17 protein-coding genes and 1 pseudogene are annotated in these 12,840 nt (G+C 65.8%); 8 read left to right on the forward strand and 10 right to left on the reverse strand.

The features are described from left to right. Positions 1-76 precede the first annotated feature (76 nt). From ABQF30_RS22050 to ABQF30_RS22060, 3 genes are read left to right on the forward strand one after another with little or no spacing between them, the layout of a single operon-like run. Positions 77-1,714 (forward strand): fatty acyl-AMP ligase, encoded by a 1,638-nt coding sequence (locus ABQF30_RS22050; RefSeq protein ID WP_448467722.1) that lies wholly within the window; start codon positions 77-79, stop codon positions 1,712-1,714. Between the two features lie 60 nt (positions 1,715-1,774). Next, a complete protein-coding gene (locus ABQF30_RS22055; RefSeq protein ID WP_448467724.1) occupies positions 1,775-2,053 on the forward strand; it encodes a dsRBD fold-containing protein in 279 nt (92 codons plus the stop codon). A gap of 3 nt (positions 2,054-2,056) precedes the next feature. Beyond that, positions 2,057-2,581 carry a 2'-5' RNA ligase family protein gene (locus tag ABQF30_RS22060; RefSeq protein ID WP_448467726.1) on the forward strand — a complete coding sequence of 175 codons (525 nt, stop codon included), beginning with the start codon at positions 2,057-2,059 and terminating at the stop codon, positions 2,579-2,581. Between the two features lie 2 nt (positions 2,582-2,583). On the opposite strand, the gene ABQF30_RS22065 is transcribed toward ABQF30_RS22060, so the two are convergent. The 4 genes from ABQF30_RS22065 to ABQF30_RS22080 form a co-directional block, all read right to left on the reverse strand. After that, complete coding sequence (locus ABQF30_RS22065) at positions 2,584-3,666, reverse strand: 3-beta-hydroxysteroid dehydrogenase (protein ID WP_448467728.1); 1,083 nt, start codon at positions 3,664-3,666, stop codon at positions 2,584-2,586. A gap of 63 nt (positions 3,667-3,729) precedes the next feature. Continuing rightward, the gene (locus ABQF30_RS22070; protein ID WP_448467730.1) at positions 3,730-3,942 is read right to left on the reverse strand and encodes an exodeoxyribonuclease VII small subunit; all 213 of its coding nucleotides are present in this window, start codon (positions 3,940-3,942) and stop codon (positions 3,730-3,732) included. After that, positions 3,939-5,180, reverse strand: coding sequence for an exodeoxyribonuclease VII large subunit (gene xseA / locus ABQF30_RS22075; protein ID WP_448467732.1), 1,242 nt, complete (start codon positions 5,178-5,180; stop codon positions 3,939-3,941). Before xseA ends, ABQF30_RS22070 begins: the two co-directional genes overlap by 4 nt. Beyond that, positions 5,177-5,746, reverse strand: a complete 570-nt coding sequence (locus tag ABQF30_RS22080) for a lipid droplet-associated protein (protein WP_448467734.1) — start codon at positions 5,744-5,746, stop codon at positions 5,177-5,179. The genes xseA and ABQF30_RS22080 overlap by 4 nt, the downstream gene beginning before the upstream one ends. A gap of 53 nt (positions 5,747-5,799) precedes the next feature. Between ABQF30_RS22080 and ABQF30_RS22085 the strand changes: the two genes are divergently transcribed. Beyond that, positions 5,800-6,801, forward strand: coding sequence for a 4-hydroxy-3-methylbut-2-enyl diphosphate reductase (locus ABQF30_RS22085; RefSeq protein ID WP_448467736.1), 1,002 nt, complete (start codon positions 5,800-5,802; stop codon positions 6,799-6,801). On the opposite strand, the gene ABQF30_RS22090 is transcribed toward ABQF30_RS22085, so the two are convergent. Continuing rightward, entirely contained in the window at positions 6,798-7,901 is a 1,104-nt protein-coding gene (locus tag ABQF30_RS22090) for a DUF6542 domain-containing protein (RefSeq protein WP_448467738.1), read from the reverse strand. The genes ABQF30_RS22085 and ABQF30_RS22090 overlap by 4 nt on opposite strands. Positions 7,902-7,985: 84 nt before the next feature. On the opposite strand from ABQF30_RS22090, the gene ychF reads away from it, so the two are divergent. After that, positions 7,986-9,059: a redox-regulated ATPase YchF gene (gene ychF, locus ABQF30_RS22095; RefSeq protein ID WP_448467740.1), complete on the forward strand. Its 1,074-nt coding sequence runs from the start codon at positions 7,986-7,988 to the stop codon at positions 9,057-9,059. A 99-nt stretch (positions 9,060-9,158) separates the two neighbouring features. Here ychF and ABQF30_RS22100 read toward each other — a convergent pair whose 3' ends face one another. The 4 genes from ABQF30_RS22100 to ABQF30_RS22115 form a co-directional block, all read right to left on the reverse strand. Continuing rightward, positions 9,159-9,515 (reverse strand): VOC family protein, encoded by a 357-nt coding sequence (locus ABQF30_RS22100; RefSeq protein ID WP_448467742.1) that lies wholly within the window; start codon positions 9,513-9,515, stop codon positions 9,159-9,161. Positions 9,516-9,517: 2 nt separating this feature from the next. Continuing rightward, complete coding sequence (locus tag ABQF30_RS22105) at positions 9,518-9,973, reverse strand: SRPBCC family protein (RefSeq protein WP_448467744.1); 456 nt, start codon at positions 9,971-9,973, stop codon at positions 9,518-9,520. A 2-nt stretch (positions 9,974-9,975) separates the two neighbouring features. Further along, positions 9,976-10,305 (reverse strand): ArsR/SmtB family transcription factor, encoded by a 330-nt coding sequence (locus ABQF30_RS22110; RefSeq protein ID WP_448467746.1) that lies wholly within the window; start codon positions 10,303-10,305, stop codon positions 9,976-9,978. A gap of 64 nt (positions 10,306-10,369) precedes the next feature. Beyond that, on the reverse strand, positions 10,370-10,870 hold the full coding sequence (locus tag ABQF30_RS22115) for a putative immunity protein (protein WP_448467748.1): 501 nt from the start codon (positions 10,868-10,870) through the stop codon (positions 10,370-10,372). A gap of 156 nt (positions 10,871-11,026) precedes the next feature. Here ABQF30_RS22115 and ABQF30_RS22120 point away from each other — a divergent pair. Further along, positions 11,027-11,371: pseudogene (locus ABQF30_RS22120) on the forward strand (DUF6188 family protein); the annotation flags it as partial. A 39-nt stretch (positions 11,372-11,410) separates the two neighbouring features. Next, a complete protein-coding gene (locus ABQF30_RS22125; protein ID WP_448467821.1) occupies positions 11,411-11,764 on the forward strand; it encodes a VOC family protein in 354 nt (117 codons plus the stop codon). Between the two features lie 12 nt (positions 11,765-11,776). Here the strand turns inward: ABQF30_RS22125 and ABQF30_RS22130 are convergent, their stop codons facing one another. After that, positions 11,777-12,472: a guanylate cyclase gene (locus ABQF30_RS22130; protein WP_448467750.1), complete on the reverse strand. Its 696-nt coding sequence runs from the start codon at positions 12,470-12,472 to the stop codon at positions 11,777-11,779. 26 nt (positions 12,473-12,498) lie between these two features. Between ABQF30_RS22130 and ABQF30_RS22135 the strand changes: the two genes are divergently transcribed. Then, positions 12,499-12,669, forward strand: coding sequence for a hypothetical protein (locus ABQF30_RS22135; protein WP_448467752.1), 171 nt, complete (start codon positions 12,499-12,501; stop codon positions 12,667-12,669). Positions 12,670-12,840: the final 171 nt, after the last annotated feature.

The following is a 12,840-nucleotide window of genomic DNA, read 5'->3' on the forward strand; positions in this document are numbered from 1 at the left end:
GTCTCCCGATTGGCGTTGCTGTATGTGGTGGCGTCGTCGATGACACAACACGTCCGATGAATGTCGGGGGGAAGCCATGAGCAGGTTCAGCGAAGCGATGTACGCGAATGCGCAGTCCAGCGACAGGGGGCTGGTGACCGGCGAACCGCATGCACCGGTTCGGCATACGTGGGAACAGGTGCACCAGCGCGCGCGCCGCGTGGCCGGCGGATTGGCCGCAGCGGGAGTCGGACCCGGCGACGCGATCGCGGTGCTGGCGGGCTTGCCGGTCGAGATCGCGCCGACCGCTCAGGGCGTGTGGATGCGCGGCGCCAGCCTCACCATGCTGCATCAGCCGACCCCTCGCACGGACCTCGTGAAGTGGGCGGCTGAAACCGTCGGGGTGGTGGAAGCGATCGAAGCCGGCACCGTCGTCGTATCCGAACCGTTCATGGCCGCCGCACCCGTGCTGGCCGACCGCGGGCTGACCGTTGTCACCGTCGAACAACTGCTCGCGTCCGCGCCGATCAACCCTGTAGAGGTCGGCGAGGACGACCTGGCGCTGTTGCAATTGACGTCGGGCTCCACGGGCCCGCCGAGAGCCGTCCAGATCACCCACCGGAATCTCTATTCCAACGCCGAGGCGATGTTCGTCGGCGCCGAGTACGACCTGGAAACCGACGTCATCGTCAGTTGGCTGCCGCTGTTCCACGACATGGGGATGACGGGTTTCCTGACTGTTCCGATGTACTTCGGCGCGGAGCTGGTCAAGATCACGCCGATGGACTTCCTGCAGGACACGTTGCTGTGGCCGAGGCTCATCGACAAGTACAAGGGCACGATGACCGCCGCGCCGAACTTCGCCTACGCACTGCTGGCCAAGCGGCTGCGTAGACAGGCCAAGCCAGGCGAATTCGACCTGTCCACGTTGCGATGGGCCCTCTCGGGGGCCGAGCAGGTCGAGCCGGCCGACGTCGAGGAACTGTGCGCCGCCGGCAAGCCGTTCGGCCTCCGTCCGGAGGCGATTCTGCCGGCCTACGGCATGGCCGAGACGACGGTGGCGGTGTCGTTCTCGGAGTGCAACGCCGGCCTGGTGGTCGACGAGGTGGATGCCGACATCCTCGCGCTGTTGCATCGTGCGGTGCCGACCAACCACGGCAACCGGCGCCGGCTGGCGACACTGGGACCCCTACTGGGCGGGCTGGAGGCCCGGATCGTCGACGAGGACGGCAAAATCCTGCCGGCCCGAGGTGTCGGAGTGATCGAGGTTCGCGGCGAGCCCGTGACCCCCGGCTACACGACTGCGGCCGGGTTCATGCCGGCCCAGGACGAGCAGGGTTGGTACGACACCGGCGATCTGGGCTATCTGATGGAAAACGGCCACGTCGTCGTTTGCGGCCGGGTCAAGGACGTCATCATCATGGCTGGGCGCAATGTCTACCCGACCGACATCGAGCGGGCCGCGGGCCGTGTCGACGGCGTGCGGCCGGGCAGTGCCGTCGCGGTGCGACTACATGCCGGGCATACCACCGAGGCCTTCGCCGTCGCGGTCGAGTCGAATGCGTTCGAGGACCGGGTGCAGGTGCGGCGAATCCAGCGTGAGGTTGCCCATGAGGTGGTCGCCGAGGTCGGCATGCGCCCCCGCAGCGTCGTCGTCCTCGCCCCTGGCACGGTCCCGAAGACACCGTCGGGCAAGCTGCGTCGCTCACACGCCCTGACACTTGTCGGCAGTTGAGACCGAACCCTGGCGTCCTCAGCGTCTGCGGTGCACGCTTGAAGGCGGAGGGTGATCGACATGTATGACAAAGATCTATCCAACAAATGGCACGTCGAAATCGAGTTCTCCGAGGACGACGTCCATACCCACGCATCTGCCCGCGCGCAGTTGCGTGGCGACGAATCCATCGCCACGACCGGCGACGCTTACCGCAACCCGAGAGACCCGAGCCTGCCGATGATCGGCGAGGAGATCGCGGCGGCCCGTGCGCTCATCGCACTGGGCACCGAGCTGCTGCACGCGGCGTCGGCGAGCATCGAGCAGGGCACCCACCACCCGGTGCACCTGTACCGCTAACCGGTGGCGCTGGCGGTCTGTCTGCTGTTCGACCGGCGTTCCGAGCGGGCGATCCGCGCGCTGTGGGACCGCATCGAGGAGCAGGGCGTGGCGAGTCTGCGCTCGCACACCCATGGCCGGCATGTGCCGCACGTGTCCTACGCGGTGCTGCGCCGCTGGGACCAGCCAGCCGTGTCGAATGCGTTGTCCGGCATCGACAGTGGCGATCCCGTGGAGTTGAGCTTCGACGGCGTCGGCCTGTTCCGTCGCGGCCGCATCTGGTTGGTGGCTGGGGTTAGCACGGATTTCGTCGCGCGCCAGGAGCGCGTCGTCGCATTGGCCACCGCGACCGGCGCTGATCTGCACAAGCACTACCGACCGGGAATCTGGCTGCCGCACTGCTCGCTTGCGCCGCGAGCCACGCTGGCCCAGCTACCTGAGGTGGTGGCCGCCGTGATGGACGTGCTGCCGCTGCGCGCGACCCTGGATCACGCTGCCCTGATCAACAGCGCGACCGGGCACATCAGCCCGCTGTCGGTGCTGCCGTAAAGCTATGCGTGCACCGGCTGTGTTTGTGACTGCGTCTTCATGGTGTCGAACAGCTCGGTGTAGTACGGCAGGCAATCGGCAACGGCCTGCGTGGTGGTGTACAGCGGCCGGTACCCGAGATCCCGCTTCGCCTTCGCGATCGAAAAGTAGTTGTTGAGGTAAAGCCGTTCCACCGCAAGGGGTTCCAGGAGCGGCTCGGGAATGCCGAAGCGGAAGTGCAACCGCTGCCAGGCAGACATCGCCGCATGCACCAGGCGCCCCGGCACCCGCACGCGGGGGAGCTTGTGCCCGCACGCCTCGATGACCGGTCGCGCGAACTCGAACATGTTGATCGGCTCGCCGTCGTTGATGAAGTAGGCCTGGCCGGGCGCGGTGCCACCGGGAACCAGGTGCTGCGCGGCAAGGATGAAACCGTGAATGAGGTTGTGTACGTAGGAGTTGTCCAGCAGCGTGCTCTTGCGGCCGACCAAGACCTTGACGTGTCCGGCGAGCACGCTCTCGAACACCTTGCGGAACATCGTCTGATCGCCGCGGCCCCAGATGCCGCTGGGCCGGATGGAACAGGTCAGCATGTCGCTCACGCCGTTCTGGCCGAGCACGAACTTCTCGGCGACCACCTTGGTCTCGGTGTAGAGATCGTTGAACCGATCGGTGTAGGGCATGGTCTCGTCGCCGCCGACGATGTGCTGGCCGCCCATCACCACGCTGTTGGACGCGGTGTAGACGAATCGCTTCACCCCGGCCTTCTGAGCGGCTTGCACCAGGTTCTCGGTGCCGCCGACATTCACCGCGAAGCTGCGCTGCCGGTATTCCTCGGTGACCGAGGCACCGCCCATCAGATCGATGATGGCGGCGGTGTGGAAGACCGTGTCGATGCCTGCCACAGCGGCGGCGACGGTGTCCGGATCGCAGATGTCGCCCTGGACCACCTCGAGCCCGGCATGGTCGGGCAGCGGGGACGGTGCACGATCGAACGAGCGCACGGCGTGTCCGCGGTCGAGCAGTTCGGTCACCAGATTGGCGCCGACGAAGCCGGAACCGCCGGTGACCAGCACCCGGCCGAGTTGAGACGATGAGTCAGCCATGGTCGGCAGCATAACTGAAACATGTTCCAGTTTCGAGCAGCGAATTTGAAACCGACGGCAGGTTCAGTCTTCGTCAGGCTCCCTGGCTGCCAGTGCCTGCTCCACGCGCTGGCGGGCGCCGGCTAAATGTTCGTCGCATCGTTTTGCCAGTTCTTCGCCTCGTTCCCACAGCTTCAGCGAAGTATCGAGGTCGAGCCCGCCCTGCTCCAACTGCTGCACGACGGCGATCAGCTCGTCGCGAGCCTCTTCGTACCCCAGCTCACTAATAGGCTTCATGCCCCCGCTCCTTCGCTGCCTTCACTGACTGCCGTGACCACGCCGTCGGACACCCGAACCCGGAGCCGGGTTCCGCTCGGCGCGTCAGCCACCGATCGCAGCACCGTGGGTTGGCCGGATTTCGGAACCGTCTGCACCACTGCATACCCGCGGGCCAGCGTCGCGGCGGGGCCCAGTGTGCTCAGCCGGGCCGACAGGTGGCCGACGGTCGCGGCCTCGGCGGTGATCAACCGGGTGATGTCGCGCTGGGCGGTGGCCCGGGCGCGGTGGATCTCGTCGCGGCGGGCGGTCAGCGCGGCCAGGGGCTGCGCCAGCACCGGCCGGCTGCGCAATTGGTCGAGCTGGTGCTGCTCGCGGTGCACCCAGTTGCGCAGCGCGCGGGCACTGCGCCGGTGCAGATCGGACACCAGGGCGTGCTCGGCGGCCGCGTCGGGAACGATGCGTTTGGCGGCGTCGGTGGGGGTGGCCGCCCGCAGGTCGGCCACCAGGTCGCACACCGGGTTGTCGGGCTCGTGGCCGATCGCACTGACCACCGGGGTGCGGCAGGCGGATATCGCGCGGCACAGCGTCTCGTCGGAGAACGGCAACAGATCCTCGACGCTGCCGCCGCCGCGGGCGATGACGATGACGTCCACCTCGGGGTCCGCGTCAAGCTCGGACAACGCCTCGACGATCTGCGGAACCGCGTTGGGGCCCTGCACGATCGTGTTGCGGATCGCGAAGCGCACCGCAGGCCAGCGGGTGGACGCGACGGTGGTGACATCGCGTTCAGCGGCCGACGCCCGACCGGTGATCAGACCGATTGTGCTGGGCAAGAACGGGATTGGGCGCTTGAGCCGGTCATCGAAAAGTCCTTCGGCGTCCAACAGGCGCCGTAGCCGTTCGATACGGGCGAGCAGCTCACCGATTCCGACTGCGCGAATCTCGCTGACCCGCAACGAAAATGTGCCGCGGCCGGTGTAGAAGTTGGGCTTGCCGCAGATGATCACCTGGGTGCCCTCGGTCAGCTTGACCGGGGCGTTGCGCACCAGGTCGCGCGGACAGGTCAGAGTCAGCGACATGTCGGCGGCCGGATCGCGCAACACCATGAACACGGTCTTGGAGTCCGGCCGGATCTTCAGTTCGGTCAGCTGGCCCTCGACCCAGACCACGCCGAGCCGGTCGATCCACTTGGCGACGCGGGTCGCGACGGCCCGGACCGGCCAGGGATTCTCCGGCGACTGACCCGGTTCGGTCACTTGGCGGTCGCGCGCGTGATCCTGTTGGCGAGCAACGTCACGAACGGGGCGCGGGCCCGGCCGGCTTCCTCGAAGGCCAGCAGCGCCTCAAGATCGGTGACTCGCAGCGAGGTCAGTCGCGCCCGCAGTTGTGCCAGAGTCAGCGACTCGTAGTCCAATTCGCCGACGATCGCCGGTGCGTCACCCGGGGCTGCCGAGTCAGCGGATTGACCGGCGGATTGACCGTTGTCGGCTCCGGGCTCACCGGTGCTGTACAACGCGAACCGGCCCTCGGTGCGTCGATCGCCGTCGGCTGCATCCTCGGCCTCGCGGTCCGTCTGGACGTCCTCGTCGAAGGTCGCCCACTCCGGCTGCTCGTCCTTGGGTGGGAACAGCTGTTCCAGCGTCTCGTCACCCTTGACGACCAGCTCCGCGAGGTTCTGCTGTACGTGCATGACGATGTTGGCGGCCTGGCTGGCCATCGTCATCGGGTAGGTCAGGATGGTTTGAGGCAACTTGCGAGCTTCCTCCAGGGTGGTCACCGCTGCACCCACCAGCAGCCGGACCCCATACGGTGCAGTTCCCATGGGCAACAGACTACGGCTGGCTGGACTGCGCTGTGGCCCCGTACCCTGGTGACATGCCGTCGACCATAAACATGGGTATCCCGGGTGCCTCCAGCTCCGTGAGTTCCGGTGTTGCCGGCAAGCGCGTCCTGTTGGCCGAGCCGCGTGGGTACTGCGCCGGCGTCGACCGGGCCGTGGAAACCGTGGAACGCGCACTGGAAAAGCACGGCGCCCCGGTCTACGTCCGGCACGAGATCGTCCACAACCGCCACGTCGTCGACACCCTCGCTCAGGCCGGCGCCGTCTTCGTCGACGAGACCGACGAGGTGCCTGAGGGCGCCATCGTGGTGTTCTCCGCACACGGCGTCGCGCCGACGGTGCATATCGATGCAGCCAAGCGCAATCTGCGGACCATCGACGCCACGTGCCCGCTGGTTACCAAGGTGCACAACGAGGCCAAACGGTTCGCCCGCGACGATTACGACATCCTGCTGGTCGGGCACGAAGGCCACGAAGAGGTCATCGGTACCGCGGGGGAGGCGCCCGATCACGTTCAGCTGGTCGACGGTCCCGACTCAGTGGACAAGGTCACCGTGCGCGACGAGAACAAGGTGATCTGGCTGTCCCAGACGACCCTGAGCGTCGACGAGACGATGGAGACCGTGCGGCGGTTGCGGGAGAAGTTCCCGACGCTGCAGGATCCGCCCAGCGACGACATCTGCTACGCCACCCAGAACCGTCAGGTGGCGGTCAAGGCGATGGCTCCCGAATGCGAACTGGTGATCGTCGTCGGGTCGAAGAATTCGTCGAACTCGGTGCGCCTGGTCGAGGTTGCGCTCAACGCAGGCTCGGACGCCGCGTACCTGGTGGACTACGCCGAGGACATCGATCCGGCCTGGCTCGACGGGGTGAGGACCATCGGCATCACCTCCGGGGCGTCTGTTCCCGAGATTCTTGTTCGCGGCGTGCTGGAGCGACTGGCCGAATACGGCTATGACACCGTGCAGCCGGTGACCACTGCGAACGAGACGCTGGTGTTCGCCCTGCCGCGCGAAATCCGGCCGCCGCGCCGCTAGTCGGAATCCCGCGAGTGCCGGCCGCGTGACGATGACCGCGGCCGGGTCCGGTACTCCGTGCGATGGTCTTCGTCGTCGCTGCCGCGGTAGCGCACTCGGGAGACCGGGTGATGCGTCGAACGGCCCGGATGGCCATTCGTCGGTTCAAAGCTTGATTCGAACGGATCCTCGAACGGCTGATAGTCGTCGAAACGACGGCGCCGCTGCGGCCGGTCCTGGGAGGCGCCACCGCGCCGCTCCGTAGGCGGCTGCTTACGTGGCTCTCTCGGCTGGGTGCGTACCCGGCGGTGGGGCTCGCCGGGGGGTACCAGCGGCGGCTCGGTCGTGCGCGAGGACCTTGGCCTGCGCGGTCGCTCGGCGGCAATGTCGTCGGGCTCGCCGTCGATCGGAAGGGCGGAACGCGACCGCGGCGGAGTCGTCCGTTTCGTCGGCTTGCGTCCGGTACGTGAGGCGCCTTCGGCTGTCGCCGGCCTACGGCGGGTGGGCCGCTCCGCCGGGCGGCGGCGGGGCGGCGGGGCGGCGTCCGGATCGTGTTCCTCGGATCCACGGGCGGCGGGTTTGCGGAACAGCAGGGCCGAAAATTTCTCTGTGACAGATGACACAAATGCGGCCGCTGCCGTGTCTTTGGGCGAGATGCGGGTGTTGGTGGCCTCATTCGGACGCCGTGTGGTCAAACCGAAATACCACCGCGCCAAACCGATCAGCAACACCGCCGCCGAGGTGAACAACATCAGCGGGAAACGTTCGATCAGTGGATACCCGCAGTTGATCGCCAGGTCTTTCAGACCGCCCAGCTGGCCGCCGTGAAACAGGAAATAGGAACCGGGCACGGCGACGAACAGGATCAGCGGAGGCTGAATCACTGCGGTGAACAGGCCCGACTGCCGGACCGCGAGAACTGCCGACAGACAACCCAACACGTAACAGACGGCGAACACCGCACTGAGTTCCCGATCACCTGAACCCGCGTCGAATGCAAACCCGACCGCGGTAGCCGTGACGCCCAGCAGCACAGCACCCCACCACGGCACACCTACGAATCCGGGGTGTACGGAGCGAAGCTCAGTCGGCACTGCCGACTCTGCGCGCTGTCCTGACACAGGTAGACCGTACCGGCTCTCTGGTGTGGCGTGCGGCCAGCGCACGCTGGCGTGCCCGTCACACTCTGGCAGACTGTGTTCCCTGTGAGCCTGAACCTGGGAATTGTCGGTTTGCCGAACGTGGGTAAATCGACCTTGTTCAATGCCCTGACGCGAAACAACGTGTTGGCGGCCAACTACCCCTTTGCGACCATCGAGCCGAACGAAGGTGTGGTGCCGCTGCCGGATCCGCGCCTCCACGAGCTCGCCAAGATATTCGGCTCGGAGAAGATCGTGCCTGCGCCGGTCACGTTCGTCGACATCGCCGGAATCGTCAAAGGTGCGTCCGAAGGCGCCGGCCTGGGGAACAAGTTCCTGGCCAACATCCGCGAATGTGACGCGATTTGCCAGGTGGTCCGGGTATTCACCGACGACGACGTGGTGCACGTCGACGGCAGGGTCGATCCACGCTCCGATATCGAGGTGATCGAGACCGAGCTGATCCTGGCCGACATGCAGACGCTGGAGAAGGCGCTCCCGCGGCTGGAGAAGGAAGCCCGTACGAACAAGGACCGTCGGCCGGTGTACGACGCCGCGGTGGCCGCTCAGGAGATCCTCAACGGCGGCAAGACGCTGTTCGGCTCGAGCTTTGATGCTGCGGTGCTTCGCGAGCTCAACCTGCTGACCACCAAGCCATTCCTCTACGTGTTCAACGCCGACGAGGCGGTGCTCACCGACGCGGAGCGGACGGCGTCGTTGCGTGAGCTCGTGGCGCCTGCCGACGCGGTGTTCCTCGATGCCAAGATCGAGGCCGAGCTGCAGGAGCTCGACGAAGAATCCGCGGCCGAGCTGCTGGAGTCGATCGGGCAGACCGAGCGCGGCCTCGACGCGCTGGCCCGCGCCGGCTTCCACACGTTACGGCTGCAGACGTATCTGACTGCGGGGCCCAAAGAAGCCCGCGCCTGGACCATCCACCAGGGCGACACCGCCCCCAAAGCGGCCGGGGTGATCCACACCGACTTCGAGAAGGGCTTCATCAAGGCCGAGGTGGTCTCCTACGACGATCTCGTTGCGGCCGGGTCGATGGCTGCCGCCAAAGCCGCGGGCAAGGTCCGGATCGAGGGCAAGGACTACGTGATGGCCGACGGCGACGTGGTGGAGTTCAGGTTCAACGTGTAGGTCCCGGCCCGATCAGCTCGCCGAACGTGAACAAGATGGTGAGAATTTGGCGAAAACTCGGGATCTTCTTCACGTTCGGGGGCGCCGACAGCCCGTTGCTTAGTACTTCACCCGGAAGTTGCCGACCAGCTGAATCATGTTGTCGTCAGGATCGGCGATCGGAAACAGTCGTACGCCCTTGTTCGCATCGAGGATCTCGCCCGTCCCAAGACCCTTCTCGCGAGCTTCGCGAACGCCGTCCTCGAAGTCGGACAAGGCCAAGTTGAGCATCCCGTTGCCGGCGCGCAAGGGGTCCTCGGTCACCTGCACCCAGCCGCCATTGGTGACCTGCCATTCGACCAGGTTCGGCATCGGGTTGTTGTCGGGTTCACGTCCGAACAGCTTGGTGTACCAGGCCCGGCCTGCCTCGATGTCGCTCACCGCGACGACGGCCAGCACGAAGTCGACATGCGTCATGATCAGTTCTCCTCTGCATCGGCGACTGCGGCGAATTCCGCTGCCAGGGTGTCTAATTGCTGGGCGGTTCCGTGTTCTCGCCACTGCGGCTGCTCCTGGCCGGGTAGGTAGATTCCGTGCTCGGTCAACACCACACAGGTGTCGGCACCTTCTGCCCGGAACTCGACACTGGTGACCGAGACCGTCGACAGTCGGTCCTCGGTGTGCAGCGTCGAAGTGGTGAGAATCCGTTCGTTGGGCACGATTTCGGCGTAGCGCGCCTCATAGGTGAGAGCGCGGCCCTCGGGGTCGAACCCCTTGACCGTCTCGAGGCCGCCAACCGCAAAGCTCTGAGAGTGCTCGGCCCCTTGGGCCATCCAGCGTCTGCGCGCTTCCGGATTGGCCCAAGCCGCAAAGACGCGCTCGACCGTGGCCGGATAGCGACGCTCCAGGGTGAACGTCGAGTGCGTTATCTCCATGATCAATTCCCCTTCAGATAGTCGTCGAGTTGATCAAGCTGCCGTTCCCACTCCGTGCGCTGGCGGCCGAGCCACTGTTCGGCTTCACGCAGCGCCTTGGGTTCGATCCGGCAACTGCGCACTCGGCCGACCTTCTCGGTGACGATCACGCCGGCTGCCTCCAGCACCTGTAGGTGCTGCATCACCGCAGGCAACGACATTTTCAGCGGCTCGGCCAGCGCCTTCACCGCCTCCGGGCGGCGCACCAGCCGCTCGACGATCGCCCGCCGCGTCGGGTCGGCGAGCGCCTGGAACACGCGGCCGATCCCGTCGGAACCGGAATGGTTAGGCACATACTTAACTATCGCGACTATCGCCGAAAAGTCAAGTAACTGGTTAACCATGTAAGCCGCTCGCTCAGCGCGACCTCAGGTCGCTGTCCAACAGGCTCATGAGCCCGGCGACGCGGGTCTTGCCTGTAGGCACCGGTGGATACCGGCGCAATACGTCGATCAAGACGGGCGTCGCACGTGCGACCGCCCGACTGAGGTGCGCGACGCCGACTCGGGGGTCGCCGGCGATCAATTCGGCCGCAGCAGCGGCATGGGCAGCCGACCGGAGGATGTGGCCGACCTGATCAGCCTTGGCGAAGGGGTGCAGGTAGGCGGCTGAGGCCGCGTCGCCTGCCGCATGTGCGGCATGCTTCGCCGCCTCCGTGCCGGCATCTTTGGCTGCCCGGTGGGCATCCAGGGCCGTGACCCGCTGAAGCTTGCCCCGCTTCGCGCCGTTGGCGAACTCCCATGCGGCGGCGACGGCCGACCTGGGGCGCGCGTCGAACGGGCGCACCTCTTCGAAGACGTGCAGAACGTCGTCGGCGCTTTGGACCGCGAAGCGAGCGACCTCACGCAATTCAGACATCTCGAGATCGAAGTAGTCCTCCGGCTTGATGGCCACGTACCAATTGTCTGGTTCAACGAATCGCATCGTGGGCACCCTTGGGAGAGTCTCGCGATTCGCATCAAACAACGAGGGGGCAATGTGCCGCATGAATCGGATTTCTCGGACATCGATTGGGTGAACCAGCAACTGGCTCGTCACTTCGTCGGTCGATCGCTGGAGCGGCTCCACATGGAATCCGGAATCGGCCTGCAACTCGGGGATTCCTACGAAATCAGTGTAGTGACAACACTATCTGTGACCAACGCCGACGAACACTGGACTGGCGAGCCGTTGAATGTGGACACAGCCGGCGCGGTGACCCCACTGCTGCACACGAACCTGAGCTCGGCTCGTGTCGCACCGGACGGCGCTTTGCACCTCGAGTTCGGCGATGCGGTTATCGAAGTGCCGCCCGATGATTCGTCTGAGTCATGGCAGCTTCGCGGTCCCAACTTCCTGGTGGTGTGCATGCCGGGCGGTGGAATCTCCGTTCGTCCAACCCATGCGGGAGAATCAGGCATGCGTTGCAAACGGATCACGGCCAACCTTCGGGTGCCCGACATCGAGTCAGCGAAGAGCTTCTACACCGATTACCTCGGGCTGAGCACCGAGGAATTCAACATGGGTTGGGTGGGCCGCTATACCTCGCCCGAAACGGGCATCAGTGTCCAGCTGCTCACCGAAGATGCAACGGCACCCGAGCCGCCGGTTGTCTCCGTCCACACCGATGACGTCGAGGGTGCCTACGAGGAGGCGCAGCGGCTCGGTTACGAGATCGTGCATCCGTTGACGACCGAGGAGTGGGGTGTGCGGCGCTTCTTGGTGCGGGCACCGGATGGCAACGTGCTGAACATCGTGTCTCATCCGGATTAAGGGGTTCGCGTCTCAGTCGGGGATGACGGCGATCTCGTCGCCGAGCTGGAAACCAGAGGCGAGCGGCAGCTCGTCACCGCTCCAGAACGAGCCGGGGTCGAACCAGTTGTAGTGCTTCTCCGTCGTCAACAACCCCATCTCCTCGTAGGTGATGGCAACGGTCTCGGCGCAGTACGCGGTCTCCAGGCCGACCTGCCGTTGGCGTGCCTTCCTGCGTTCGGCCGTTTCGCGAACCCTGCTGTGCACGAACGGAATTCCCCGAGTGAAGTCGCTGACGCCGGGTACCCGCCCACGTAGCCATCGCCCGGTCAGCCGCGCGGTGGTGGGGAAGGCTGTGCCGTTCATGCGGGCGATCACCTTGAGCAGTTCATCCTCCTGCTCGCGTGTGGCGAATGGGGTGAGCTGACGGATCCAGCAGCGCTGCCCGTAGTTGTGCATCCAGCGTTCGGCCGCCTGCCTTGCGTCGTTGAGTTGCACGCCGCGGTGATTGGTGCCGGTCCACATGTCGAGCAACTTGTCGCCGAGCTCGGCATGCCAGATCAACGGTGGCAGGTCGTCGATCGCGACCGTCATACCCACGTGATTGACGGGACTGTTCGTCAGCGTCTGGATTGCCCGGTCCGGACCGGAGCCGCCGCGGAACAACCAGACGTCGCCGGTCCGGGTTTCCTCCAAGGCCTTCGTGAGGGGCACCGTGTTCGCATCCACACGCGCAGCTTAGGCACACTTGGTGCATGCGCAGCATCTGGAAGTGGATCGGGCTGGCCGGTGTCGCCGGCGTTGTGGCTGGTGGCGTGATGGTCGCACGCGATCAGCGCCGTCGTAACGCCTACACCCCGCAGGACATCCGGGAGCGGCTGCATCAGCGGCTGGCCGAGGCCGAGAAGGCCGGCCCGAGCGGGTAGACCCATCACCGCGAGCGTGCGTGTCTGTTGCCCGACGTGCCGCGTGGACGTGGCATTTTGCGCACGCTCGCGGTTAATAGAATTGCGGGACAATACCTTTCGCTCATCGTCATCCGAATATGCCTACTCCGGGAGCCGTCGCGATCGGACAGGTCCGTGATGCCGTGCGCC

It is taken from the genome of Mycolicibacterium sp. XJ870 (genome assembly GCF_053483975.1).